Here is a 25,668-nt window from a genome sequence, read left to right on the forward strand (position 1 = left end):
GGCTACAGCACGCCGCGTTCGCGCAATGCGGCGATCTGCGCTTCTTCCATCCCCAGCAGTGACTGCAAGACTTCTCCCGTGCCTTCACCCAGGGAGGGCGGTGCTTTGCGCACCGGCAGGCGTTGGCCGTCGAAACGATAGGGCGGGGCCAGTACCTGCACGCTGCCCGCTTCTGCATGCGGATGCGTGCTGACCAGACCGGCCGAGGTCGCACGCGGACTGGTCAGCGCTTCATGCAGGCCCAGCACTTCGCCGCAGGGAATGCCGGCCTGATGCAGCCTGGCCAGCAGGTCGGCGCGCTTGCGCGCCTTGAGTTCGCGGTTGATTTCCGGGACCAGCACGTCGCGGTGCTGGCCCCGGCTGACGTTGGTCTTGAAGCGCGCATCCTCGGCCAGGTCGGGCCGCTCGATGACGCTGTGGCAGAAGCGCTGGTACTGGCTGTTGGTGCCCACGGTGATGACCAGCCGGCCATCGGCCGCATCGAAAACGCCATAGGGAATGATGGAGGGATGGGCATTGCCATAGCGCGGCGGATCATCACCCAGGATCAGCGCTTCCAGCCCGTAATACGAGGTGATCATGACGCCGCAATCGAACAGCGCCATCTCCACATGCCGCCCCTGTCCGGTCTGCTGGCGCTGGTAGAGCGCGGCCAGCACAGCCTGTGCGCAATACATGCCGGTGAACAGGTCCACGGCCGCCACGCCCAGTTTCAGCGGAGGCTGGCTGGCCTCGCCATTGAGCGACATCAATCCTGATTCGCCCTGGATCACCAGGTCATAGCCGGGTCGTGTGGCTTCCGGGCCGCTGCTGTCATAGCCGGTGATGGAGCAATACACCAGCCCGGGATTGTCGCGGCGCAGGGTCTCGTAATCGAGGCCAAATTTCTGCACGCCGCCGAACTTGAAATTCTGGATCACCACATCGCTCTTGCGCGCCAGCTGGCGCACGATGTCCCGGCCTTCTTCGGTTTGCAGATCGACGCTGACGGAGCGCTTGTTGCGGTTCACGCTGTTGAAATACGCGGTCTCGGTCGAGCCGATGCGGGTACCCCAGTCGCGCGTATCGTCGCCGCGTTCGGGGTGTTCGACCTTGATCACTTCGGCACCCAGGTCGCCCAGTACCATCGCACACCACGGGCCGGCCAATACGCGTGAGAGGTCCAGTACGCGGACGCCGGCCAGCGGCAGGGATGCAGTCTCTTCAGTCATGTTGTCTCCTCATGGACGGGATGCGTACTGCGCCTTGTTGTTCTGTATTGCGTGCTGGCGCATCCCGGTACCGCTATGGTTTTGGTGTCTGCCGCAGCCGCCGGAAATCGGCCGGCCGTTTTTCGAGGAAGGCGTGAATGCCCTCGGCCGCCTTGTCTTCGCCCTGCGAGAGCACCATGTGCTGCGCTTCCAGTTCCAGTTGTTCTTCCAGCGTGGCACCGTAGGCATGCTGGCACAGATGCTTGATGCGGGCCATGGCCTGGGCCGGTCCGTCGGCCAGCGAGGAGGCCAGCTGTACGGCCGCCTCCAGCGCCTGTCCCGCGTCGGCCAGCTGATTGACTGCGCCCAGGGCATGCAGGCGTTCGCCATTGAAGCGCTCGCCCGACAGGCACAGCTGGGTCAGCATCTGGCGCGACAGGAATTGTGCGAGGAAGGCGGTCACGCCACCATCGGGCGTGAGCCCGACCTTGACGTAGGCCACCGAGAATTGCGCCTCGCGCGTGGTCACCAGCAGATCGCAAGCCAGCGCCAGCGACAGCCCGGCGCCGGCCGCGCCACCTTCCACCGCAGCGATGACCGGCTTGCTGCAGCGGCCGATGTGGCGGATCAGGTCGTGCAAGCCTTCCAGTTTTGCCCGCCGTTGCTGGGGCGCCATGCTGCGGCGCTGGGCCAGCAGGCGCAGGTCGCCGCCCGAGCAGAAGAAGTTGTTGGCGCCGGTCAGCACGATGGCGGCCACCTCAGGATCGGCCTGGGCTGCATCCAGCGCGGCGCTCAGCGCCTCATACAGGTCGGCACTGAGCGCATTGCGGGTGGCCGGATCATGGTTGATGAGCACGCGCACCGCGCCGCGCTGCTCGCACAGCACGGTACTCATGCCACGGCTTCGCGCCCCAGCGCGATGTAGCGTTGCAGGTGGTGGTCTTCATCGCCGAGCTGATGGTCGATCATCACCAGTCGCTTGGCATAGTGCGACAACGGCAGTTCCCAGGTCATGCCGATGCCGCCATGCAGCTGGATCGATTCTTCGGCCACCAGCGTGCCGATGCGGCCGATGCTGAACTTGGCGGCCGACAGCGCGCGCTCGCGTGTGAGCCGGTCGGCGTCCAGCGCGGCGGCTGCGTTGATGACGGCCGAGCGTGCCTGTTCCACTTCCAGCAGCAGGTCGGCCATGCGGTGCTGCAGGGCCTGGAAGCTGCCGATGGGCAGGCCGAATTGCTTGCGCGTGCGCAGGTAATCGAGCGTGGCTTCCTTGGCCACTTCCATCGCGCCGAGTGCTTCGGCACACAGGGCCAGCACGCCGCGTCCGAGGATGCGTTCGAGCAGCGCCACGCCTTGGCCTGCGCTGCCCAGCAAAGCGTCGGCCGGCAGCAGCACATCCTGCAACAGCAGGTCGGCCACGCGGCCACCGTCGATGGTGTCGCTGCCTTGCAGTTGCAGGCCGGCCGTATCGGCCGGGATCAGGAAGAGCGAGATGCCGTCTGCATCATCGGTCTCACCGCTGCTGCGCGCCGAGACCAGGAACAGTTGCGCCGATTCGCCGTGCACCACGACGGCTTTGCAACCCTGCAGACGCCAGCGGCCATCGGCCTCTTGCGTGGCGCGGGTGGTAACGTGCGTGTGCGCATAGTGGCTGTCTGCTTCCTCATGGGCCAGCGCGGCCAGCATCTGGCCGGCGATGATCTGCTCCAGCAGCGCTTTTTGCGCGGCTGTGCCGGCCGCTGCGATGGCCTCGCCCACGAGGATGGCGCTACCCAGCAGCGGCTCCAGCAGCAGGCCGCGGCCGATTTCTTCAAACACCACGGCGATGTCGAAACCGCCACCGCCGTAGCCGCCGTCCTCTTCGCGGAAGAGGGCGCCGATCACGCCCATCCCGGCCAGCTGATTCCACATGTCGCGGCTCATGCCGGGCGATGTCTGCAGCAGTTGCTTGCGCGCCTCAAAACCATACTGTTCGGTAATGAGGCGACGCAGGCTGTCGGCCAGCATGCGCCGTTCTTCGGTGTGCTCGAAATTCATGGGCGTTTCCTCACAGGCCAAGGATCATCTTGGAGATGATGTTCTTCTGGATTTCATTGGAGCCGCCGAAGATCGACAGCTTGCGATTGTTGAAGTAATGCGCGGCCGCCCCGGCTGCGGCTTCCGGGCCGAGGGTGTGTCCCTCATCGCCTTCGTCCTGTGCCTGCCATTGATAGGGGCGGGCATATGGCCCCATGGCGCGGCGGGTGAGGGAGGTGATTTCCTGGCGGATTTCGGTGCCGCGAATTTTGAGCATGGAGCTTTCCGCACCGGGCGCGCCGCCCCCGGCCACGGCCGAGATCACGCGCAGGTTGGTGGTCTTCATGTTCTCCAGATCGATTTCCACGCGGGCCATGCGGGCGGCAAACAAGGGGTCGTCGGCCAGCGGGCGGCCGTTGCGCCGCTGCGTGGCGGCGATCTTCTTCAGGCGTTGCAACGCGGCCACCGAGAAACCGATGCCGGCGATGTTGGTGCGCTCATAGGTCAGCAGGTACTTGGCGCAACTCCAGCCGCGATCTTCCTCGCCGACCAGATTTTGTACCGGCACGCGCACATCGGTGAAGAAGACCTCGTTGACCTCGTGTTCGCCATCGAGCGTGATGATGGGACGTATCTCGACGCCGGGCGTGTTCATGTCGATCAGCAGGAAGCTGATGCCTTCCTGCTTCTTGGCCTCGCGGTTGGTACGTACCAGACAGAAGATCATGTTGGCGTAGTGGCCCAGCGTGGTCCAGGTCTTCTGACCGTTGACGATGTAATGGTCGCCTTCGCGTACCGCATGCGTCTTCACGGCGGCCAGGTCGGAGCCCGCACCCGGCTCCGAGTAACCCTGGCACCACCAGTCTTCGCCATTGAGGATGCGCGGCAGCCAGTATCGCTTCTGCGCCTCGTTGCCGTACTTGATCAGGACCGGGCCCAGCATGTTCACGCCGAAGGGGACCACGCGCGGGGCATGCGCCAGGCAGCATTCGTGTTCGAAGATGAAGCGCTCGATCACGCTCCAGCCGGTGCCGCCATATTCCTTGGGCCAGTGGTTGGCCAGCCAGCCGCGCTCGTTGAGGATGGCGTGCCACTGCGCCATCTCGTCGCGGCTCAGGTGCTTGCCGCTGGCCACCTTGTCCGACAAGGCCTTGGGCAGCTTCTCGGCGAGGAAGGCGCGTACGCTGTCGCGGAAGGCTTCTTCGGCCGGGGTGAAATTCAGATCCATTGCAGTCTCCTTGAGGATGCGGTGAGGCGTGGTGTTGCTTCAATAGATTTCAAACAGGCCGGCCGCACCCATGCCGCCAGCGATGCACATGGTGACCACGGCATAGCGCACGCCGCGCCGCTTGCCTTCGATCAGCACGTGTCCGGCCAGGCGCGCACCGGTCATGCCGAAGGGATGGCCGATGGCGATGGCGCCGCCGTTGACGTTGAGCCGTTCATCGGGAATGCCCAGGCGGCGCTGGCAGTACAGGGCTTGCGAAGCGAAGGCTTCGTTGAGTTCCCACAGGCCGATGTCTTCTACGCGCAGGCCGTGACGTTGCAGCAGGCGCGGCACCGCAAAGACCGGGCCGATACCCATTTCATCGGGCTCGCAGCCGGCCACGGCCAGTCCGCGGAAAGCGCCCAGTACCGGCAATCCCGCACGTTCTGCTGCGCGCGCTTCCATCATCACGCAGGCCGATGCGCCATCGGAGAGCTGCGAGGAATTGCCGGCCGTGATGAACTTGTCGGCGCCCATCACCGGAGCCAGTTTGGCCAGCGCCTCGTAAGTGGTGCCGGGCCGGTTGCAGTTGTCGGCATCCACCGTCACTTCGCGCAGGCTGGTCTGGCCGCTGGCCTTGTCGGTGACTTGCATGGTGGTGGTGCAGGCGATGATCTCGTCGCGGTAGCGTCCTGCTTCCTGTGCCTCGGCGGTCTTGCGCTGGCTGGCTTCGGAGAAGCGGTCCTGGTCTTCGCGCGAGATACCGTAGCGCGCGGCCACGATGTCGGCGGTCTCGATCATGGGCAGGTAAAGCTCGGGCTTGTGCCCGACGATCCACGGGTCCATGCCGCTGTCACCGCTGTCGGTGGCGCTGCGGCTGCGGATCTGCGAGATGCTTTCCACCCCGCCTGCGATCATCGCATCGGCGCCATCGACCACGATGCGCCCGGCTGCCATCGCAATGGCTTGCAGGCCCGAGGCACAGAAACGATTGACGGTGGTGCCGGCGATGCTGATAGGCAGCCCCGCGCGCACGATGGCCTGGCGCGCGATGTTGCGGCCGGTCGTGCCTTCCGGATAACCGCAGCCGAGGATGGCATCCTCGATTTGGCCCGGATCGATGCGCGCACGCTCGACCGCAGCGCGCACGGCGAAGGCGGCCAGGGTCGGGCCGGGCGTGACGTTGAATTCGCCGCGATGGGCCTTGGTCAAGGGGGTACGCGCAGTGGATACGATGACGGCTTCCCGCATCATGGAATTCTCCCGAAATGGTGTGTCAAGGCGGAGACCGGCGCTGAGCGCGGCCCCCGGCGATGCAGGGCTGGTGCTCAGCCGGCCTGGTTCAGCGAATCAAAATTGGCGCCGCGTTCGACCAGCTCCACCAGCAGCGGCGAGGGTGTCCAGAACAGCGGGTCTTCTGCAGCAAAGGCGCGGATGTCGGCCAGCACATTGGGCAGGCCGATCATGTCGGCGTATTTCATCGGACCACCGCGATGACGCGGGAAACCGTAGCCGTAGAGGAAGGTGACATCCACATCCAGCGGACGCAGCGCAATGCGCTGGTGCACCACGTTGGCTCCCTCGTTGATCATGGCCGCCAGGTAGCGGCGCTGGATATCTTCCTGGCTGAAGTGGCGCGGGGTGATGCCGGCGCGTGCGCGTTCCTCGTCGATGAGCGCCAGCACTTCCGGGTCGGGCGTGCCGTTGCGTGCACCCTCGGCATAGCGATAGAAACCGCGTCCGCTCTTCTGGCCGAACCAGCCGCGCTCGCACAGGCGGTCGGCGATGTGCACGTAGCGCGCACGCGGATCGCGCGTGGCGGCGCGGCGCTTGCGGGTGGCCCAGCCGATGTCGCCACCGGCCAGGTCCACCACCTGATACGGTCCCATGGCAAAACCGAAGTCGCGCACGGCCGCATCGATCTCATAGGGCGAGGCGCCATCCTCCATCAGGGCATCGGCGGCCTGACGATATACCGCCAGGATGCGATTGCCGATGAAACCATCGCATACCCCCGCGCGCACCGGTACCTTGCGCAGGCGTTTGGCCAGTTCGAAAGCGGTCGCCACCACATCGCCTGCGACCTGGCGCGGCACCACGATTTCCAGCAGCTTCATCACATTGGCCGGTGAGAAGAAATGCAGGCCGATCACATCCGCAGGCCGCGAGATGCTGGCGGCAATCGCATCGATATCGAGGTAGGAGGTGTTGGTCGCCAGCACCGCGCCGGGTTTGCAGACGCGATCCAGTTCGGCGAAGACGGCCTGCTTGACAGTCAGATCCTCGAAGACGGCTTCGATCACCACATCCGCATCGGACAAGTCTTCATAACGGGTGCTGCCCTGCAGTCGTGCCAGCACGGCATCGCGGGCCTCTGCTGTAAGGCGGCCCTTGACCACCTGGGCGTCATAGATTTTTTCGACATGGCCGCGTCCGCGTGCGAGGGCTTGGTCGTCGCGTTCGATCATGGTCACCGGCAAACCGGCATCGAGCACCGCCACGGCGATGCCCGCACCCATGGTGCCGCCACCGACCACGCCGATGCGTTCGATGCGACGTGGCTGGGCGTTGCGGGTCTCGGGGGCTTTCTGCACTTCGCGTTCGGCGAAGAAGGCGTGGATCAGGCCGGCGCGCTGCGGGCTGTCCAGGCATTGCAGGAAGAACCGGCGCTCCAGTGCGAGTCCTTCGTCGAAGGGCAGGGTGGTGGCGGCTTCCACCGCATCGATGATCTTGTGCGGGGAGAACAGGCCGCGTGATTTCTTGCCGGCCTCGGTACGCGCCGCTGCAATGGCAGCCTGCGTGGCGGCCGTGTCGGAGAGGGCGCTGCCTTCGCGGCTGCGGCGTACCGGCAGGCCCATCTCCACCAGCGCCTGCAATTCACGCAGGCCGGCCGCGCGCGCCTGTTCGGCGCTGTCGCCTTCGGCCAGGCGGTCCACCAGGCCCAGGGCCAGGGCTTCTTTCCCACTCAGGTGGCGGCCGCTCAGCATCATGTCCAGCGCTGCCTGGGCACCGATGAGGCGCGGCGTACGCTGCGTGCCACCGGCACCGGGCAGCAGTCCCAGCTGTACTTCCGGCAGGCCCAGGCGGGCGTTGCCGAGCACCAGCCGGTAATGCGCTGCCAGCGCCACTTCCAGACCACCCCCCAGCGCGGCGCCGTGGATGGCGGCCAGCACGGGCTTGTTGCAGGCTTCGATGCGATTGCACAGGTCGGTCAGCAGCGGCGCTTGCGGCGGCTTGCCGAATTCGCGGATGTCGGCCCCGCCGATGAAGTTGCGGCCGGCGCCGGTGATCAGGATGGCGGCCACGTTGGCATCGGCCTCGCCTTCCTCGATGGCGGCCATCAGGCCCCGGCGCACGGCCACGCCCAGGGCGTTCACCGGTGGGTTGGCAATGGTCACGACCAGCATGGCGCCCTCGCGCGCCAGATGGACGGGGGCCGACTCGGCCGGCGCCGGTGCTTGGGTGGACATCAGAGGTCTCCTGTTGTGGTTGTTCCGCAGAGCGAAATTATGGTTCGCAAATGACTTTTGTCGGCAACGATACCGCATTTGCGTCGGATGTGTAAACCGTGCATACCGCAGCGGCCCGATCTGCACAATTGTCAGCAAGGGTCAGATGGGACGGGCGTTTGCGGCCGACTGGCCAGATCGCCTTATGCGCCAGGGGGCGCTACGGGCGGTTTCAAAAAGCGATATTCGGGGAAGGTGTTTTGCAGAGCGGAATACACGTTCGCAAATAATTGACACTGCGAATTCAGGTGTGTACATTCCACAGCCAATGAGGGGCGACGTGACCATGCGGCACGGCCCGGCCACGCGGAGATGAGACGGATGGATGAGATTGTGTCGTTCAAGGGTGAGGAGGAGAGCCACGACCGGCAGTTCGTCAATGCCCTGGCGCGCGGACTGGAGATCCTGCGGTGCTTCCGCCCCGGCGAGATCTATCTCACCAATACCGAACTGGCCAGGCGCACCGGCCTGCCCAAGCCGACCATCTCGCGTCTCACGCATACCCTGACCCGGCTGGGCTATCTCGAATATTCCGAAGACCAGGGCCGCTACCAGCTCGGCTCGGGCGTGCTGGCACTGGGCTATTCGTTGCTCTCGGGCATGGACGTGCGCAAGCTGGCGCGTCCTGCGATGCAGGAGCTGGCCGACTATTCGCAATGCAATGTGGCGCTGGGCATCCGCGATCGCCTCAGCATGGTCTACATCGAGGCCGCGCGCGGCCAGTCGGCCGTGACCTTGCGGCGCGATGTGGGTTCGCGCATCCCGCTGGCCACCACGTCGATGGGCCGCGCGCTCTTGTGCGCATTGCCACAGAACGAACGCGATTTCCTGATGGACCACATCCGCCTGCGCAACGAAGAGCAATGGCCCAAGGTCAAGGCCGGTATCGAACAGGCCTTCAAGGATTACCAGGATCATGGTTTCTGCATTTCGGTCGGTGAATGGGAAAAGACCATCAGCGCCGTCGGTGTGCCCATGATCGATGCCAACGAAGAAAAGATCATGGCCTTCAACTGTGGCGGCCCGGCCTTCATGCTGACGCGCGAGATGCTGATGGAAGACCTCGGCCCGCGTCTGGTGAACGTCGTGCGCACGGTGGAAGCCAGCATGGGCCGCCGCTGAGCGGCCATCAGCAAGAACCAGCAAGAACCAGCAAGAACAAGTAACAACCAGTACGGAGACAGAAAACCGGCAGTGCAGGCATGACCGGTTTCAGTAGCAGCGCAGTACCGCAAGTCCATCAAAACAAGACAGAAGAAGATCAGGCCGTGCGGATCATGCCGATCCGTTTCAGCAATGGGGATGTTGCGCCTCGGGCGCGCAGGCTATGCCACCTCCATCGCTGAACCGGAGCGCGTCCGCACAGGCGGGCAGGACATCACATCAACATCATCCAGATGAAAGAGGTGGAGACAATGACGAACAAGTACCAAGGTCTGCGGCGGCTGGCCCTGCTGGCCACGATGACCACGGCGCTGGCCGCCGGCATGAGCAGCGCGGCTGCCGATGAACTCAAGGTCGGCGTGGAAATCCCGCTGACCGGGAGCCTCGCGCGGGTCGGCTCGGGCATGCAGGAGGGCATCAACGTGGCGGCCGACGTCTTCAACAAGACCAATGGCAAGCACAAGATCAAGCTGGTCACCATCGATGACGAATCGGCCCCGGCCAAGGCCATTGCCGCCGTCGAGAAACTGGCCGGGGAGGGCGTGCTGGCCATCACCGGCGGCTACGGTTCCAACAACATCGCCCCGGCCGCCGATGCGGCCGGCAAGGCTGGCCTGGTCTACGTGACCTCGGGCGGGGTGGATGACAATCTGGTGGGCAGCGGCCGCAAGAACTTCTTCCGCATCAACAACGTGGCCGGTTATCAGAAGGCCATGGTGGGCCTGCTGGAAGACATGAATGCGCGCTCGGTGGCCATCGTCTATTCCACCAAGGAAGCCACCGCCGCGCTGGCCAAAGACCTGGAAAAAGCCTGGGGTGCCAAGGGACTGAAGGTGAGTTCGCACGCCTTCGATCCGGCCATCAGCGACTTCAAGCCCATCATCAACAAGATCAAGCTGCAGGACAAGCCGGAAGTCATCGCCATGATCGGCTACGAGAACGACTACGTGGGCATCCTGCGCGCCGCACGGGTGTTGAAGCCAGCGGTCAAGGCGATGGTGGGCGTGTGGTCGCTGGCCACGCCCAAGATGGCGCAGGACTTCCCGGACCTGGTGCCCAATGTGTATGGCACGGCGCTGCTGCCGTTCCCGGCGCAGTTCACCACGGCCGATGGCAAGCTCTTCGAAGAGACCTACCGCCGTCTCTACAAGAAAGACCCGGACTACCTGGGCCAGTTCGGCTACGTGCAATCGATGCTGCTGTTTGAAGCCATCGCCCGCGCCGCCGACAAGGGGACGCTCAAGAAAGACGGCGTGGCCGAGGAAATGCGCAAGACCGACCGCGACACCCTGATCGGCCGCGTGCAGTTCGGTGCCAATGGCGACAACCTGAACTTCACCCACCATATGGGTCAGCATCAGGGCGACAAGGTGGCCATCGTCTGGCCCAAGGCGGCCGCCACCAACAAGATGAACTATCCGGCAGTACCCTGGTAACGCCCGGCCGGCGCCCACTCCAACGGAATGCAGACATGACTGAACTGATACTGCAAGCCCTCTACTCGGGGCTGCTGCAGGGGGGCTCCTACGCCCTCATAGCCCTGGGCCTGGCGCTGGTGTTCGGCGCCATGCGGGTCATCAACCTGGCGCAGGGCGAGCTGGTGCTGCTGGCCGCCTACATCGCTTATTCGGTGGAGTCCGGCCTGGGTTTGAATCCCGTGCTGGCCATTCCGATTGCGCTGGTGGTGGTGTGCCTGACCTCGGCCATCGTGTATGCCGTGGTCAGTCGCATCAAGAAGGACCGCGAAATCAATTCGCTCATCCTCACCTATGGCATCGGCGTGATCCTCACCAACGGCATGCTGCTGATCTGGAAGGCCGACATCCGCTCCACCAGTTCGGAATGGCTGCAGGAAGCCTTCGTGCTCGGTCCCTTCTACAGCATGCGCAGCGAAGTGCTGTTCTTCGGCGTGAGCCTGTTGATGATGGCCGCGCTCTGGTGGTGGCTCTCACGCAGCTGGTATGGCCGCGCCGTGCGGGCCGTGTCCAGCAATCGCGATGCGGCCAAGCTCATGGGCATCAACCCCGGCTATACCGAACTGGTGTCCTTCATCGTGGCCGGCATCCTCGCCTCCTTCGCGGGGGTGGCGCTGTTCAGTTATGGTGTTATCAGCCCAGCTTATGGCGGGGTGCTCACGGTCAAGGCTTTCATTATTACTGTGCTGGCCGGTGTGGGCTCCATTCCCGGCGTGCTGATCGGCGCAGTGCTGCTGGGCGTGGCCGAAGCGCTGACCGTGACCCTGGCCAGCTCGGCGCTGCAGGAACTGGCGGGCATGGGACTGTTCCTGCTGGTGCTGTTCATCATGCCCAATGGCTTGTTCGGCCTGCGCGCAAGAAGGGGATGAGATCATGACGATGAACAGGAACAAGCTGCCCGCATTGCTGCTGCCCTTGCTGCTGATCGGCGCACCGCTGCTGCTGGCGCAGAACCATTACGTGATGAGCCTCCTGGTCGCCTCGATGGTGATCGGTGGCATCGCGCTGTCGTGGGCGCTGCTGGGCAACCTGGGCGGGATGATCAGCTTTGGTCATGCGGCCTTCTTCGGCGTAGGTGCCTATACCTCGGCGGTGTTGAGCATGAAATACGGCGTGCCGGTACTGGCCGCGCTGCTGCTGGGCGGCGTCGGTGCGCTGGTGGCGGCGCTGGCGATGCTGCCGGTGTTGCGCCTGCGCGGTCCGTATTTCGCGCTGGCGATTCTGGCGTATGCGCACATCTTCCGCATCCTCGCCACCGAATGGACCTCGATGACGGGCGGCTCGGGTGGACTGTCCAACATTGCGCGCCTGCCCACCGTGCTGGGGCTGGACCTGTCGAGCAAGATCGGCGCGTACTTCGTGATCCTGCTGATCGTGGCCGTCTTCGCGCTGGTCTATGCCCGCGTGCGCGAGAGCCACTACGGATTGGCCTTGCGCGCGATGCACGAGAGCGAGGATGCCACCCGTGTGGTGGGTGTCAACAGCACCGTGCTCAAGGGCATGATGCTGCTGCTGTCGGCCTTCATGTGCGGCGTGGTCGCTGCCTTCAATGCGCATTACATCAGCTTCCTCGAACCGGACTATGCCTTCAGCGCCCTGTGGGTCACGATTCCCATCGTGGCCGCCATCTTCGGCGGCTATCGCAGCATCACCGGGCCCGTGATCGGTGCGGTGGTGGTGTATCTGCTGGACCAGCTGGTGTTCAAGAACCTCATTCCCTCCGGCCACCAGCTGGTGCTGGGGGTCTTGCTGGTGGCGATGATCGTCTTCAGTCCCGATGGCCTGCTGCCGCTCCTTCGTAGGGCAGGCAAGCTGGGCAAGCGCGAATCGGGAGAACAGCATGCTTGAACTGGAAAAAGTCTCGGTGCGTTTCGGCGGCCTCACGGCGGTCGATGAAGTCTCGCTGAAGGTGGGCACGGGCGATGTGGTCGGACTGGTCGGCGCCAATGGCGCGGGCAAGACCACGCTCTTCAATGCCATCTCCGGACTGGTACGGCCCACCAGTGGCGCCATCCGCTTCAATGGTCAGGACGTCCTGCATGCACCGCTGCATCGGCGCGCGCGGCTGGGCATCGGGCGTACCTTCCAGATTCCGCAGCCCATGCATGAACTGACCGTGCGCGAGAACCTGATCGTGGCCCAGCGCTTTGCTACCGGCAAGGTCGATACGCGCAAGATCGATGAAGTGCTTGCCTTCACCGGCCTGACGGAGAAGGCCGGGCGCGATGCCGCCACCGGACTGGCGCTGACCGAGTTGAAGGCGCTGGAAGTGGCCAAGGCGCTGGCCACGCAGCCCCGGCTGCTGCTGCTCGATGAAGTACTGGCCGGGCTGGAGACCAATGGCAAGCGCCGTTTCATGCAGATGCTCAAGGGGCTGCATGATGCCTTTGCGGTGGGCATCGTCATCATCGAACACGACATCGAAACCATCAGCAAGCTGTGCCCGCGCGTGGCCGTGCTCAACTTCGGCCAGCTCATCGCCGAGGGCGCGCCGGCGCAGGTGTTCAATGATCCGGCGGTCATCAAGAGTTACACAGGAGCGTGAATGCTGGAAGTCACCAATCTGCGCGCCGGCTATGGCGCCATCAACGTGCTGTGGGATGTCTCGCTGACGGTGGGGCAGGGACAGCTGACCACCATCATCGGTCCCAACGGCGCGGGCAAGACCACGCTGCTGCGCGCCATCATGGGCTTGATCCCGATCGGGCAGGGGCAGGTCAGCCTGGATGGACGGGTGCTCAACGGCATGCCGACCTGGGAAATGTCGAAGGTCTCGATGGCGATGATTCCGGAAGGGCGCATGATCTTTCGCGCCATGAGCATCGAGGAAAACCTCATCGTCGGCGCCTTCGCCCCGCAGCACCGCGCGCGCGTGAAGGACAACCTGGAACGTGCCTACACCATGTTCCCGCGCCTGCGCGAACGGCGCCGCCAGCTGGCCGGATCGCTCTCGGGCGGGGAGGCGCAGATGCTGGCGATGGCGCGCGGACTGATGTCCGAGCCGAAGCTGCTCATCATCGATGAACCCTCATTGGGACTGGCCCCGGTGGTGGTCAACGAACTCTTCGAGATTCTGGCGCGCCTGAAGGAAGAGGGCCGCACCATCATCCTGGTGGAACAGAACACCGAGCGTGCCGTGGGCGTGGCCGATCATGTTTACCTGATGCAGGGCGGCCGCGTGATCCTGTCGCAGAAGGCCAGCGAGGTGGCGCTGGATCACCTGCATGATCTTTACTTCGCACGATGAGGCCGGCGCCATCGCCGCCACCACGCCGCGCACGATTAAACGCGCTGCCTTGCGACGCTCCCATGAACAACGCCCCGCCATCTTGCGATGGCGGGGCGTTGTTCATGAGGCAGCCGAAACGGCGTTACCGGCTCAGGCCTTGGACTTGCCGTCCTGCGCCATGGCTGCGGCCAGCGCGGTCATGTTGATGACGCGGCGGACCGTGCTCGATGGGGTCAGCACGTGCACCGGTGCGGCCGCACCCAGCAGGATGGGGCCGATGGTGGTGCCCTGGCCGCTGCTGGTCTTCAAGACGTTGAAGAGGATGTTGGCGGCATCCAGGTTGGGGCAGACCAGCACGTTGGCGGCACCCGTCAGACCGCTGTCGGCCAGGCCGGCGTTGTGGCGGATCTTTTCCGACAGGGCGGCGTCGCCATGCAGTTCGCCGGCGGACTCGACTTGCGGGGCCAGCTTCTTGAAGGCTTCATGCGCTGCGGCCATCTTGCGGGCCGAGGGACGCGAGGAGCTGCCCTGGTTGGAGTGCGACAGGAAGGCCACCTTCGGCGGCACACCGAAACGCGCCACTTCTTCCGCAGCAGCCTTGGCGATGCGGGCCAGTTGCTCGGCGTCCGGGGTGTCATTGACGTAGGTGTCGGTGATGAAGAGCGTCTGTTCCGGCAGCAGCACGGCGTTCAGGGCGGCGAATTCCTGTGCGCCGTCTTTCAGGCCAATGACCTTTTCCACGTGAGCCAGGTGGCCATCGTAGTTGCCGTCCAGGCCGCACAGCATGGCGTCGGCGTCACCGGCCTTGACCATCAGGGCCGCCAGCAGGCTGCCGCTGGCGCGCACGTCGGCTTCGCTGCCATCCTTGTAATGAGCGGCGTATTGCGCCACGCGGGAGTCCGTAGCCGGGTCGATCACTTGCACGTTCTGGCCGATCTTGAGGCGCAGGCCGGCTTTCTTGATGCCGGCTTCGATGGCACCGGGCGCACCGACCAGGATCGGTGCCGCCAGGCCTTCGTCGGCGACGAACTGGACCGCGCGCAGCACGCGCTCATCCTGGCCGTCTGCATAGACCACGCGCTGCGGCGCGACCTTGGCGGTCTGGAACACCGGCTGCATGAACATGCCGGTCTGGTAGATGAAGCGGGTCAGTTCCTGGCGGTAGGCGGCGTAGTCCTGGATGGGACGGGTCGCTACGCCGGACTCGGCGGCGGCCTTGGCCACGGCCGGGGCGATCTTGAGGATCAGGCGCGAATCGAACGGAGTCGGGATCAGGTAGTCGGGGCCGAACACCAGTTCCTTGCCCGGATAGGCGGCGCTGACTTCGGCGCTGGTCTCGGCCTTGGCCAGGTCGGCGATCTCGCGCACGCAGGCCAGCTTCATGGCTTCGGTGATCTTGGTGGCGCCGCAATCGAGCGCACCGCGGAAGATGTAGGGGAAGCACAGGACGTTGTTGACCTGGTTCGGATAATCCGAACGGCCGGTGGCGATGATGCAGTCCGGACGGACCGACTTGGCCAGCTCGGGGCGGATTTCCGGTTCCGGGTTGGCCAGGGCCAGGATGATGGGCTTGTCGGCCATGGTCTTGACCATCTCGGCGGTCAGCACGCCCGGCGCGGAGCAGCCCAGGAACACGTCGGCGCCATTGACCACATCGGCCAGGGTGCGCGCTTCGGTCTTGATGGCGTAGCGCTGCTTGGAGGCATCCAGTCCACCGGGGCGGCCTTCATAGATGACGCCCTTGCTGTCGACCATGTAGACGTTCTGGCGCTTCACGCCCAGGCCGATCATCACTTCCACGCAGGCAATCGCGGCCGCACCCGCGCCGGAGACGGCGATCTTGACCGCGCCGATGTCCTTGCCGACCAGTTCCAGTCCGTTCAGCAGAGCGGCCGAAGAGATGATGGCGGTACCGTGCTGGTCATCGTGGAAGACCGGGATGTTCATGCGGGCCGAGAGCTTCTGTTCGATGTAGAAGCATTCCGGCGCCTTGATGTCTTCCAGGTTGATGCCGCCCAGGGTCGGTTCCAGCGCGGCGATGATTTCGACCAGCTTGTCGGGGTCGTTCTCGGCCAGTTCGATGTCGAAGACATCCACGCCGGCAAATTTCTTGAACAGGCAGCCCTTGCCTTCCATCACCGGCTTGGACGCCAGCGGACCGATGTTGCCCAGACCCAGCACGGCGGTGCCGTTGCTGATGACGGCCACCAGGTTGCCGCGCGAGGTGTAGTCGAAGGCCTTCAGCGGATCGGCTTCGATGTCCAGGCAGGGATAGGCCACGCCCGGGGAGTAGGCCAGCGACAGGTCGCGCTGGTTGGACAGCGGCTTGGTGGCACGGACTTCGATCTTGCCGCGTGTCGGGGTGCGATGGTATTCGCGGGCGGCGTCACGCAGGAGTTGCTCGGCGGCGGAAATTTGTTGGGTCATGGTCTTCTTGAGGGTTAAACGGTCCTGGACAAGCGGTCTGCGCAACGACGGGCGTCGGCGGCCAGCTTGCACTGTTCTGGTTTCCTGGTCTTGAATGCGGCGGGCCGGTCGGGAAGGATGGTGGATTCTCGTCGGTCCGGAGTAGGGTGCCGGTCCGGCCGCCGATATCGGTGGCCGTGGCCCGCGCCTGCCTCCGCCTGCTCCGGGCTTGTGGCCGCCGGAGCGGGTGCGGGGAGGGGGATATTACCTAAAATTTCACATTTCGGGTTTTTTGCCCGCTGGCTGTTTGATCTGGCGGAGCGGCAGGCAGGCTTCTTTTTGCTGTTACAACCTGTTTCCAAGTCGACGATTGTTGACACAAATTTGCAAGCTGATCGCGCGCATAATCCGGATGACAGTGCTCCAGCTCATCCACGGCAACAGGCTGGACGCTTGTGTCTACAGTCTTCGTTTCATTCGTTTCAATCGCGATTCAGGCGGTTGATTGTTTTTTCCTTCGTTGGGAGCCAGGCATCATGAGTCCGCAAGAAACACAAGCCCTCCAGGATTTTCTCCAGCAACTGACCCAGGTGCGCGGCATCAGCAAGGATGCCCAGGCCGACGCCATGATCCGGGCGGCGGTGGCGCAGCAGCCGGATGCGGCCTATCTGCTGGTACAACGCGCCTTGCTGATGGAGCAGGCCTTGAACGCCACCAAGGCGCAAGTGGCTGCGCTGCAAAGCCAGGTGCAGTCCTTGCAGGCCGGTGCGGCGGGTAGTGGGCGCGAGCCGGGCTTTCTGGATGGCAATGCGTGGGGCCATGCGCCTGCTGCGGGTCGTCCGCAAGCGGCGGCGTCCGCTTATATGCCGGCGGCTGCACCGGCTTACGCCGCACCTGCACCTGCTGCGCCGGCTTATCAGGCTGCGCCGGCGCAGTCCTCGGGTTTCTTCGGCGGGGGCATGGGCAGCATGCTCGGCACCGTCGCGGCCACTGCAGCGGGTGTGGCCGGTGGCGCGTTCCTGTATCAGGGGATCGAACACTTGTTCAACGGCAACAGCGGCTCCGGCTTCGCGCACCAGAACGGCCTGAGTGCGCCGGTGGAAAATATCGAGAACACGACGGTCAACAATTACTACGGCAGTGATGGCGAGCGCGACAGCAAGTCTGACCTGGCCAGCAACAGTCGCTTCAGCGATAACAGCGGCACCAGCGACAACTTCGACTCCAGCAGCGACCTGGCCGATCTGAGTAATTTCGATCTGGATGACAGCGGTGGTTATGATGATTCGCTGGCGTGATCCTGACGTGTTGATGCAGTGCAGCCCTCTCCCCAAGCCGATGTGAGCAGTAATGCAGCCTGACCCTTGCCAGGGCCTGTTCACACCACACTCATTTTGTTTGACCGTCTGCTTCGGTGATGAAAATCACCGAAGCCCAATCGATATCAACGTATCGGGCACTGCTTGCCACGACAGCGTGGCAACGTCAGCCTGACGGACCTGCAGGTGCTCAATGCAATCCAGGACAACAATTCCTCCGGATTGTGGAAAAGAACAAGAACCACCCATCCCCTGAACAAGCGCGCAAGATGACTGCGCAGCCTTGGCAAGAAAACTCGAACTCACTTCATCGGATGCAACGTCCATCGGCCAACCCAGGCCGGTCGGTCGCTATCCCCCGAACCGCCTCTTGCAATTGAGCAGAGGGCCTTCCTGTAGCACCAACACTGGCAAGCGCCGATAACGATATCGACGCATTCGCGCGCCGTCGCAGCACTGCCGCCCTCGTTGCGGATAGCGACACAAGTTTCGGAAATGCAAGTCAGCAGGCAGACCTGCGTCCAGTCCGGGCTGACAAGCTCAAGCGACAAAAACTCAAGAAAATTCACATCTTTTTTCCTAAATGCGAATAATATTGATTCTTATTTGCTACAATCAAGCAACACTTTGTTACATGAGGCAACATATGCGACCACGGAATCTCCAGCAGGATTTGGCTCAACGACATGATGTTCATCACGACCGGGCCTGGTACCAGGCCAGGCAGCGCAGCCTCCAGCGCACCTTGCAGGCGCTGTTTCGCGAAAAGCTGCTGGATCAGGAGCACCTGATCTTTGACGGACACTATGCCTGGTTGCCGTTGTGGAAAGCGCAAAGCATGCTGCGTCTGGAGGGCCTGCATTTGGGCATCGCCGGAAACTGCCAGTTGCACGGTGCCATTGCTCACTACAGCGTCGGTAATCCCACGCCCCAGGCGCTGCTGACGTCCTCCATGCTGCTGGCCCAGGTGGCACGCACGCGAGAGGACATCTCGGAGGCCAGCCTGCAACGGCTCATGACGGAGATTTCCAACAGCGTCGAGAACGACGCCTTGTGCCTCAATTACCGCCAGGATTGGGCACTGCGCTTGCGCAAACAGTGGGGCCAGGAACAAGGGAATTTCATTGCGGCGCTCTTTCAATCAACGCTCCCCAATCCCAGCCTGCTGCTGGAACAATGGGGCACACTGGGGCATCCCTGGCACCCCAACTACAAAACCAAGCTCGGCTTGAGCAGTGCCGAGGTCATGGCACTCTCTCCGGAATTTGAAGCCACGATCCAGCTCTCCCTGGCAGCGCTTCACGTCGATGCCGCCGCCCTCACCGGACACCTGACGCCCACCGATTATCAGCAGTGGTTCGCCAGCCACTATCCCCAAGCCTGGCAGACGTGGAAAACTGCGCTGCTGGAACGCCACGAAGAAATCGCACAATGGCTTCCGCTACCCCTGCACCCCTACCAGCTCGACCGCGCCATCCCTGAGCGCTTTGCGCAAGCCTTGGCGGACCGCCAGCTGCTGCTGTTGCCCGAATCGGGCCTGCCGGCGCAACCTACCATGTCCTTCCGCACCGTCGTGCCCTACGGCTCGCCCACGCAGCCGCACATGAAGCTGCCCGTGTCCCTGCGTCTGACCAGCGTGGAGCGTACCGTCTCGCCCAAGTCCGCCGTCATGGGTCCGCGCCTGACGACCTTGTTGCGCGACATCATCGCCAGGGAGGAAGGGTTCGGGGGGCGGCTCGCCATCCTCGGTGAAGAGGTCGGCCTGTATTACCGCGATCCGCAGGGCGATGATGATGTCGCCCGCCATCTGGCCGTGCTCTATCGCACCAACCCCTCGACGCAACGTAGCAAGGAGCGCATGCCGGTACCGGTGGGCGCCTTGTTTGCGGACTCGCCGCTGACCGGACGTGCGCTGGTGTGCGATCTGGTCAGCGCGGCGTGGGGTGAGGATGCCACTGCTGCCGAACAATTCTTCGGCAGCTATCTGGACGTTGCCCTGCCGGCTGTGCTCGGACCTTATCTCCTCTATGGCATTGCCTTTGAAGCCCATCAGCAGAACAGCTTCGTGATGGTGGATGCGCGGCTGCGGCCGGTGCAGATGCTGCTGCGCGACTTTGGGGACCTGCGCATTCATGCGCCCACCTTGCGTCACAGCGGACAGACGCTGGAGACCTACAGCGACAAGCACACCCTGTTCGAAGGCGACGATTCCGTGCGCGACAAATTCCTGCACGCCTTCATGCTCTGCCACATCATCGAACTGGCTTTGCTGCTGTCGCGTACCTACCAGCGGCCGGAAGCGGCATTCATGGCGGTACTGCGCGAGCGTCTCCAAGCCCGCTTCGCGGCACTGAAGCCAGCATGCCAGACGCAGCGCTGGCAGACTGAATATCGGGCACTGCTGCAGGATGACTGGCCTGCCAAGTCATTCGTGCGCATGCGCCTGAGCGACACATCCGAGGACGTCGTACTGCGCATGCCCAATCCCCTGCTGAGCGCGGCATGAGCTGGTTGTCAGGGCGCAGCCCGGCTGTGGCGCTGCGCTATCTGATGGCGATCCAGTTGCTCTCGATGGGCGCGATGGAAATGAGTGGCCCCTTCTGGCCACTGCATCTGCGGGAGATGGCTCCCATGTCGGCTGCCACCCTGGCCTGGGTCAGCATGGCGGTGTATGCCGGCCCTTTGCTGATGACCATGCTCACGGCCCCCTGGTGGGGCCGCCTGGGGGACCAGACCGGCCACAAGCCGATGGTGGTGCGTGCTTTGCTGGCCCTGGCCGTCAGCCAGCTGATGGCGGCCTATACCGAGAGCGTCACCGTGGTACTGCTGGCGCGTCTGCTCCAGGGTGCGCTGGGCGGTTTCATCGCGACGGCGCAAGCTTATGGCGCGGGGCTGGCCACTCCGGCACAGCGCAGCTCCCTCATGGCGCGATTGCAGGTGGCCACCGCCATGGGCTCGGCGCTGGGGCCGTGGCTGGGTGGCGTCCTGTTTGACCTCTGGGGTTTTTGGATCGTCAATCTGGCCACCGCACTGGTGTGTGTGCTGTGTGCCTTGCTGGCAGCAGTGGCGCTGCCCTTCGTCAAGCCTGCTGCGGCGGCTGAGCGCCCGCCTGCATCAGCAAAGCCGGCCACTTCAACGGCAGCGCAACGCCCTGCATTGCAGGCGTTTCAGGGATTGTTGCTGGGCATCTTGCTGGTGCAGGCCGGCAAGATCATGCCGCAAGCCTTTTTTGCGGTCTATGCCGATCAGGTTCTGCATGCCAGTGCCAGCTTCACTGGTCTTTGCTATGGCGCTACCGCGCTGGGCCTGTGCATTGCCGCGCCCCTGTGGGCGCGCGCCTTCGCTGCACTGGCACCGGAGCAGGTCCTGCAGCGGGTCAAGTGGATCACACTGGCCTGCGCTGCCACCCTGGCCTTGCAGTCCATGAGTCATGTGCCGGTATGGTTCGTTGCGGCACGGTTGTTGTGGGGCGTATTCCTGGGGGCCTTGCTGCCGGTGTTCTACACCCTGCTATCGCGTCAGGCCGATGGTCACCGGCAAGGTTGGGTACTGGGGGCAGGCAACAGCGCCGCCAAGGCCGGTGCCCTGCTCGGCACGGCCGCCGGTGCGCTGGCCTTGGGCTGGCTACCCATCAGTGAAGTGTTCTGGCCCAACGCTGCCGTCTATCTGATCGTGGCCGCTGCCTTGCATGTCGTGCAGCGACGCTCCGCCCTCCGGGAGGTCGCCAGCTGAAGCACGTCCCTTGCATTCCCAAGCCTTTCCTCCGCCAGCCTTTCGCCAGCCTCAGCAACAGAAGTTCGTCCATTCACAACGTAAAACAATATTGCTATGAACACCAAACTGTGTACCCTCAGTGCCTTGCTGGCCTTGGCCTTCGATAGTTACGCACAACAAGTCCAGACCAATGCACTGCCGGAAGTGACCGTCAAAGCCACCGCAGATGACAACAGCGGCTATCGTCCCAAGAACTCCTCGGCGGCCACCAAGATCGACGTGCCTCTGCGCGACGTACCGCAGACCGTCAACACCGTCACCAAACAAGTCATGCGCGACCAGAATGCCCTGTCGTTGCAAGACGCCCTGCAGAACGTGGCCGGTCTCAGTTTCAGTCTCGGCGATGCCCAGCGCGACCAGGTGATCATCCGTGGCTTCAGCGCCATCACCGATCAGTTCGTCGATGGCGTGCGCGATGATGCGCTGTACTTCCGCGACCTGTCCAATGTGGAACGCGTGGAAGTGCTCAAGGGACCGGCCTCCGTGCTCTACGGGCGTGGATCGGCGGGCGGCATCGTCAACCGCGTCACCAAGAAGCCCAGCGAAGATCCGGTCAGCGAGATCGGCCTCACGCTCGGCAGCGAGGGGCAAAAGCGGACCGAATTCGACGTCGGCCGCAACAGCGGAGATGGCACGCTGCTGTTTCGCCTGACCGGTGCGGCGGAAGACTCCAGCAGTTTCCGCAACCAGTATTTCCTGGAACGCCAGGCACTCTCGCCTTCCCTGACCTACAAGCCTGATGCGCAGACCAGTTTCACTGCGCAATTCAATTATCTGCACGACCGGCGACTGGCCGACCAGGGCATCCCCAGTTATCGGGGCCGTCCCGCCGATGTGCCGATTGCCACCTACTACGGCGCGGCCAACGGACGTGACCGGGCCTTCGTGCAATCCGAGGTGAAGGACGCCACCTTCACCCTGGACCACAAGTTCAGCGAAAACCTGGCCTGGCGCTCGGTGCTGCGCACCTACGATTTCGATCTCGACCGCAACTACACCACCATCAGCCGCGTCACCCAAACCGCCAACCCGACCGTCACGATCGCCCAGGCGCATCGCCAGCGCGCCGAGCGTGGCTTGTTCTGGCAAAACGAACTGACCCAGAAACTGCAACTGGCGGGCATGCACCATGAGTTGCTGTATGGCGTGGAATACAGCTGGCAAAACAAGACTGACTGGCAGGTCACGCGCAACAATGCGGCGACCTACTCGCTGTTCAATCCAGTGCTGGCCAATCTGTCGCCCATTGCGGCCAATGCCGCGCCGAACATCAATGCGCAGACCCGGATCAACACGCTGGCCACCTATGTCCAGGATCTGATCAGCCTGACGCCGCAATGGAAATTGCTGGCCGGTCTGCGCTATGAGCGCCTGTCCCAGGATCGCGATGACAATGTAGCCAGATCCAACCTCAACCGCGTCGACACTCCGCTGTCGCCTCGTGTCGGACTGGTCTATCAGCCCGATGAGCGCACCTCGCTGTATGCCGGTTACAGCCGTTCCTTCCAGCCGCTGGCGGACTCCTTCGTGTTCTACGGCAACAGCGCCCAGCTGGAACCGACCAAGACCGAGAGCAAGGAGGTCGGCATCAAGTACGAGCTCAACGACAAGACCAGCCTGACGGCCGCGCTGTTCGAGATGACCCAGAACAATATCCAGGTCGCCGACCCGAACCGCCCGGGCTTTGCCCTCAATGTCGGCCAACAGCGCACACGCGGTGTGGAATTGTCCGCCAGCGGCGAGCTTGCTCCGCACTGGAATCTGATCGCCGGTTACGCCTACATGAATGGCCTCATCGTGCAATCGAGCGGACTGACCTCGGCGGGCACGCCCTTCCAGGGAAACACGTCCTCGCTCACGCCGCGTCATACCTTCAATCTGTGGCTCAAGCGCGATCTGCCCGATGGTTACTGGGTGGCGGCGGGGGCGCGTGCCGAATCGGCGCGCTTCGCCTCCTCGGATAACCTCACGGTATTGCCCGGCTATGCAGTGATCAATCTGGGCGCGGGTTATGTGGCCGAGAAGTTTGACGTCACCCTGTCGCTGAAGAACCTGCTGGATCGCAGATACTTCATCTCCGCCCACAGTGCCGCCAATGACTACAACATGCCCGGCGAGCCGCGCAGCCTGCTGGTGAGCACGCGTTACCGGTTCTGACACTGGCACCCTCGACTGGAGGCCCTGCGCCGCATCGCTTGCTGTCCCCTCGCGGACAAGGGCCGATGCGGCGGCAGGCAGCCCGCCAGGAAAATCGCCACCTCTGAGTGACTTCAGGGTGGCGATTTATATTTTCCAGTCACGGCCTCACTGTGCATGACGCTGCTTGCCGGCCAGCTTGACTTTGCGCCGGATAGTTTTTATGATGCATACGCATCTATGTATATGCATAGATTTGCTGTCATCCTCAGACAATCGGATTCCCCCATGAGCAAGGACATCTGCACCTGCGCCCCCCTGCGTCGCCTCACGCGCCGGATCACCCTCATCTACGACCATCACCTGCAGGACAGCGAACTGAGCATCACCCAGTATTCGCTGTTGAGCCGTATCGGCCGTGAGGGGCCCATTGCCAACATCACGCTGGCCCAGGAAATGGGCATGGACCGCAGCACCTTGAGCCGTGCCTTGAAGCCGCTGATGACAGCAGGCTGGGTCCAGACCGTCGATCTGCCCGAGGAAGAACTGCTGGACAAGCGCTCCTTCGCGCTGCAGCTCTCCCGCCCGGGCCGCGCCAAGCTGGAGCAGGCCCGCCCGCGCTGGCGCCGTGCTCAGGATGAGATCGACCGCCGGCTCGGCCCCAGGCTCGCGCACCAGTTCAATGACCTCATCGAAGATGCCTACGCCCGGCTGCAGGACGACTGAGGCCGTGGCTTGCCCGGCTTGAGCGTCCAATGAAGCTAAATTCATCCGCTATTTCCGTCCCGCCCTCCCATCAACCTCGCGTCTGTCTCCACACAGGATCGCAATGAACAAACTGACCCAATCCCTGGCCGATGCCGTCACACCCCGTTTCCACTATGCCTGGGTGGTGGTGGGCGTGATCTTCCTCGTGCTGCTGTGTTCGGCCGGTATCCGCGCTACGCCGTCAGTGATGATCCTGCCGCTGGAACAGGAATTCGGCTGGAACCGCTCCACCATCTCGGTGGTGATCTCGGTCAACATCGCGCTCTATGGTCTGATCGGCCCCTTCTCGGCGGCCGCCATGCAGCGCTTTGGTATCCGCCGCGTGGTATTGGGCGCACTGATGCTGCTGGCCAGTGGCACGGCGCTCTCCACCCTCATGCAGATGCCCTGGCACATGCTGCTGTCGTGGGGTTTGCTGGTCGGCGCCGGCACCGGCGTGGCCGCCAATACCCTGGGCGCCACCATCGTCAGCCGCTGGTTCGAAACCCGGCGCGGACTGGCCATGGGTTTGCTCACCGCCAGTGCGGCCACCGGGCAGATGGTGTTCCTGCCGCTGATGGCGACCATGGTGGGCAGCTACGGCTGGCGCTCGGTGGCTTTGCTGGTCTCGGCGGTGGCGCTCCTGGCCATTCCGCTGGTGTGGCTGCTGCTGCCGGAAGGGCCGGCGGCCATCGGCCAGAAAATGGTCGGCCAGACCAGCGAGAGCGCCGATGACGCACGCTCCAAACGCAATCCCCTGGCCATCGCCTTGGATGCACTGCGCACCTCGGTACGCATGCCGGACTTCTGGTTGCTGTTCATGAGCTTCTTCGTGTGCGGGCTTTCCACCAATGGTTATATCGGCACGCAGTTCATCGCCATGTGCAATGACTACGGCATCAATGAAGTGCGCGGCGCTTCCATTCTGGCGGCCATGGGCATGCTGGATCTGGTCGGTACCACGCTCTCGGGCTGGCTCTCGGACCGCTACAACCCGCGCGTGCTGCTGTTCTGGTACTACGGGCTGCGCGGACTGGCGCTGATCTTCCTGCCTTATGCCTTCGGCCTGCAGTACTACGGCCTGGCCATCTTTGCGGTGTTCTACGGGCTGGACTGGATCGCCACGGTGCCGCCCACCGTGCGCCTTGCCAATGACGTCTTCGGCCGCCTGGCCGCTCCCATCGTGTTTGGCTGGATCGTGGCCGGGCACCAGCTCGGTGCCGCCACGGCGACCACGGTGGCCGGCTATCTGCGCGCCACGCTGGGCAACTACACGCTGTCCTCGATCATGATGGGCGTGGCCTGTCTGGTCGGGGCGGTGCTGGTGTTGCGCATCAAGGGACAGCGCAATCACCCGCAACCGGCCGTCGCGTAAATTATTTCCTTTCGGTGTTGTGGAGAACGCCAGCTTTCTTTTGAAGGCTGGCATTTTTTCATCTATCGGGCATTTGGGGCAATCGCGCAGGCCGGGCGTGCGTGCGAGAATGCACCGCTGC

General features: G+C 63.7%; 19 protein-coding genes. 12 read left to right on the forward strand and 7 right to left on the reverse strand.

All coding sequences use genetic code 11. The features are described 5' to 3' along the window. Positions 1-2 precede the first annotated feature (2 nt). The 6 genes from AACH55_RS04870 to AACH55_RS04895 all read right to left on the reverse strand — a co-directional run bounded on the left by AACH55_RS04870 (position 3) and on the right by AACH55_RS04895 (position 7,883). On the reverse strand, positions 3-1,211 hold the full coding sequence (locus tag AACH55_RS04870; protein ID WP_338718305.1) for a CaiB/BaiF CoA-transferase family protein: 1,209 nt from the start codon (positions 1,209-1,211) through the stop codon (positions 3-5). Positions 1,212-1,284: 73 nt separating this feature from the next. Next, positions 1,285-2,085: an enoyl-CoA hydratase gene (locus AACH55_RS04875; protein WP_338718306.1), complete on the reverse strand. Its 801-nt coding sequence runs from the start codon at positions 2,083-2,085 to the stop codon at positions 1,285-1,287. Next, entirely contained in the window at positions 2,082-3,227 is a 1,146-nt protein-coding gene (locus AACH55_RS04880; RefSeq protein WP_338718307.1) for an acyl-CoA dehydrogenase family protein, read from the reverse strand. The genes AACH55_RS04875 and AACH55_RS04880 overlap by 4 nt, the downstream gene beginning before the upstream one ends. Positions 3,228-3,237: 10 nt before the next feature. After that, a complete protein-coding gene (locus tag AACH55_RS04885) occupies positions 3,238-4,434 on the reverse strand; it encodes an acyl-CoA dehydrogenase family protein (protein ID WP_338718308.1) in 1,197 nt (398 codons plus the stop codon). Positions 4,435-4,473: 39 nt separating this feature from the next. Continuing rightward, positions 4,474-5,664 carry an acetyl-CoA C-acyltransferase gene (locus AACH55_RS04890; protein WP_338720172.1) on the reverse strand — a complete coding sequence of 397 codons (1,191 nt, stop codon included), beginning with the start codon at positions 5,662-5,664 and terminating at the stop codon, positions 4,474-4,476. Between the two features lie 77 nt (positions 5,665-5,741). Further along, positions 5,742-7,883, reverse strand: a complete 2,142-nt coding sequence (locus AACH55_RS04895; protein ID WP_338718309.1) for a 3-hydroxyacyl-CoA dehydrogenase NAD-binding domain-containing protein — start codon at positions 7,881-7,883, stop codon at positions 5,742-5,744. Positions 7,884-8,243: 360 nt separating this feature from the next. On the opposite strand from AACH55_RS04895, the gene AACH55_RS04900 reads away from it, so the two are divergent. The 6 genes from AACH55_RS04900 (at position 8,244) to AACH55_RS04925 (ending at position 13,808) form a co-directional block, all read left to right on the forward strand. Further along, positions 8,244-9,044: an IclR family transcriptional regulator gene (locus tag AACH55_RS04900; protein ID WP_338718310.1), complete on the forward strand. Its 801-nt coding sequence runs from the start codon at positions 8,244-8,246 to the stop codon at positions 9,042-9,044. 293 nt (positions 9,045-9,337) lie between these two features. Then, entirely contained in the window at positions 9,338-10,522 is a 1,185-nt protein-coding gene (locus AACH55_RS04905; protein ID WP_338718311.1) for an ABC transporter substrate-binding protein, read from the forward strand. A gap of 35 nt (positions 10,523-10,557) precedes the next feature. Next, positions 10,558-11,430: a branched-chain amino acid ABC transporter permease gene (locus tag AACH55_RS04910; protein WP_338718312.1), complete on the forward strand. Its 873-nt coding sequence runs from the start codon at positions 10,558-10,560 to the stop codon at positions 11,428-11,430. Between the two features lie 4 nt (positions 11,431-11,434). Beyond that, complete coding sequence (locus AACH55_RS04915) at positions 11,435-12,409, forward strand: branched-chain amino acid ABC transporter permease (protein ID WP_338718313.1); 975 nt, start codon at positions 11,435-11,437, stop codon at positions 12,407-12,409. Further along, a complete protein-coding gene (locus AACH55_RS04920; RefSeq protein ID WP_338718314.1) occupies positions 12,402-13,106 on the forward strand; it encodes an ABC transporter ATP-binding protein in 705 nt (234 codons plus the stop codon). The genes AACH55_RS04915 and AACH55_RS04920 overlap by 8 nt, the downstream gene beginning before the upstream one ends. Next, positions 13,107-13,808 (forward strand): ABC transporter ATP-binding protein, encoded by a 702-nt coding sequence (locus tag AACH55_RS04925; RefSeq protein ID WP_338718315.1) that lies wholly within the window; start codon positions 13,107-13,109, stop codon positions 13,806-13,808. A 132-nt stretch (positions 13,809-13,940) separates the two neighbouring features. On the opposite strand, the gene AACH55_RS04930 is transcribed toward AACH55_RS04925, so the two are convergent. Further along, positions 13,941-16,217 (reverse strand): NADP-dependent malic enzyme, encoded by a 2,277-nt coding sequence (locus tag AACH55_RS04930; RefSeq protein ID WP_338718316.1) that lies wholly within the window; start codon positions 16,215-16,217, stop codon positions 13,941-13,943. 515 nt (positions 16,218-16,732) lie between these two features. On the opposite strand from AACH55_RS04930, the gene AACH55_RS04935 reads away from it, so the two are divergent. From AACH55_RS04935 to AACH55_RS04960, 6 genes are all read left to right on the forward strand, one after another. Further along, the gene (locus AACH55_RS04935) at positions 16,733-17,494 is read left to right on the forward strand and encodes a DUF2076 domain-containing protein (RefSeq protein WP_338718317.1); all 762 of its coding nucleotides are present in this window, start codon (positions 16,733-16,735) and stop codon (positions 17,492-17,494) included. A gap of 694 nt (positions 17,495-18,188) precedes the next feature. After that, positions 18,189-20,021: an IucA/IucC family protein gene (locus AACH55_RS04940; RefSeq protein WP_338718318.1), complete on the forward strand. Its 1,833-nt coding sequence runs from the start codon at positions 18,189-18,191 to the stop codon at positions 20,019-20,021. Further along, the gene (locus tag AACH55_RS04945; protein WP_338718319.1) at positions 20,018-21,247 is read left to right on the forward strand and encodes an MFS transporter; all 1,230 of its coding nucleotides are present in this window, start codon (positions 20,018-20,020) and stop codon (positions 21,245-21,247) included. Before AACH55_RS04940 ends, AACH55_RS04945 begins: the two co-directional genes overlap by 4 nt. 96 nt (positions 21,248-21,343) lie before the next feature. Beyond that, the gene (locus AACH55_RS04950; RefSeq protein ID WP_338718320.1) at positions 21,344-23,446 is read left to right on the forward strand and encodes a TonB-dependent siderophore receptor; all 2,103 of its coding nucleotides are present in this window, start codon (positions 21,344-21,346) and stop codon (positions 23,444-23,446) included. A gap of 267 nt (positions 23,447-23,713) precedes the next feature. Next, positions 23,714-24,151, forward strand: a complete 438-nt coding sequence (locus AACH55_RS04955) for a MarR family transcriptional regulator (protein WP_338718321.1) — start codon at positions 23,714-23,716, stop codon at positions 24,149-24,151. Between the two features lie 103 nt (positions 24,152-24,254). Beyond that, entirely contained in the window at positions 24,255-25,547 is a 1,293-nt protein-coding gene (locus AACH55_RS04960) for an MFS transporter (protein WP_338718322.1), read from the forward strand. Positions 25,548-25,668: the final 121 nt, after the last annotated feature.

It is taken from the genome of Herbaspirillum sp. DW155, assembly GCF_037076565.1.
Lineage (GTDB): Bacteria > Pseudomonadota > Gammaproteobacteria > Burkholderiales > Burkholderiaceae_D > Herbaspirillum.

Bases quoted from the DNA above. Each gene is read 5' to 3' on its own strand.
- AACH55_RS04875 (WP_338718306.1), bottom strand. From the start codon at position 2,085: ATGAGTACCGTGCTGTGCGAGCAGCGCGGCGCGGTGCGCGTGCTCATC.
- AACH55_RS04925 (WP_338718315.1), top strand. From the start codon at position 13,107: ATGCTGGAAGTCACCAATCTGCGCGCCGGCTATGGCGCCATCAACGTG.
- AACH55_RS04950 (WP_338718320.1), top strand. From the start codon at position 21,344: ATGAACACCAAACTGTGTACCCTCAGTGCCTTGCTGGCCTTGGCCTTC.
- AACH55_RS04930 (WP_338718316.1), bottom strand. From the start codon at position 16,217: ATGACCCAACAAATTTCCGCCGCCGAGCAACTCCTGCGTGACGCCGCC.
- AACH55_RS04945 (WP_338718319.1), top strand. From the start codon at position 20,018: ATGAGCTGGTTGTCAGGGCGCAGCCCGGCTGTGGCGCTGCGCTATCTG.
- AACH55_RS04960 (WP_338718322.1), top strand. From the start codon at position 24,255: ATGAACAAACTGACCCAATCCCTGGCCGATGCCGTCACACCCCGTTTC.
- AACH55_RS04885 (WP_338718308.1), bottom strand. From the start codon at position 4,434: ATGGATCTGAATTTCACCCCGGCCGAAGAAGCCTTCCGCGACAGCGTA.
- AACH55_RS04890 (WP_338720172.1), bottom strand. From the start codon at position 5,664: ATGCGGGAAGCCGTCATCGTATCCACTGCGCGTACCCCCTTGACCAAG.
- AACH55_RS04870 (WP_338718305.1), bottom strand. From the start codon at position 1,211: ATGACTGAAGAGACTGCATCCCTGCCGCTGGCCGGCGTCCGCGTACTG.
- AACH55_RS04880 (WP_338718307.1), bottom strand. From the start codon at position 3,227: ATGAATTTCGAGCACACCGAAGAACGGCGCATGCTGGCCGACAGCCTG.
- AACH55_RS04955 (WP_338718321.1), top strand. From the start codon at position 23,714: ATGAGCAAGGACATCTGCACCTGCGCCCCCCTGCGTCGCCTCACGCGC.
- AACH55_RS04915 (WP_338718313.1), top strand. From the start codon at position 11,435: ATGACGATGAACAGGAACAAGCTGCCCGCATTGCTGCTGCCCTTGCTG.
- AACH55_RS04935 (WP_338718317.1), top strand. From the start codon at position 16,733: ATGAGTCCGCAAGAAACACAAGCCCTCCAGGATTTTCTCCAGCAACTG.
- AACH55_RS04900 (WP_338718310.1), top strand. From the start codon at position 8,244: ATGGATGAGATTGTGTCGTTCAAGGGTGAGGAGGAGAGCCACGACCGG.
- AACH55_RS04920 (WP_338718314.1), top strand. From the start codon at position 12,402: ATGCTTGAACTGGAAAAAGTCTCGGTGCGTTTCGGCGGCCTCACGGCG.
- AACH55_RS04895 (WP_338718309.1), bottom strand. From the start codon at position 7,883: ATGTCCACCCAAGCACCGGCGCCGGCCGAGTCGGCCCCCGTCCATCTG.
- AACH55_RS04910 (WP_338718312.1), top strand. From the start codon at position 10,558: ATGACTGAACTGATACTGCAAGCCCTCTACTCGGGGCTGCTGCAGGGG.
- AACH55_RS04905 (WP_338718311.1), top strand. From the start codon at position 9,338: ATGACGAACAAGTACCAAGGTCTGCGGCGGCTGGCCCTGCTGGCCACG.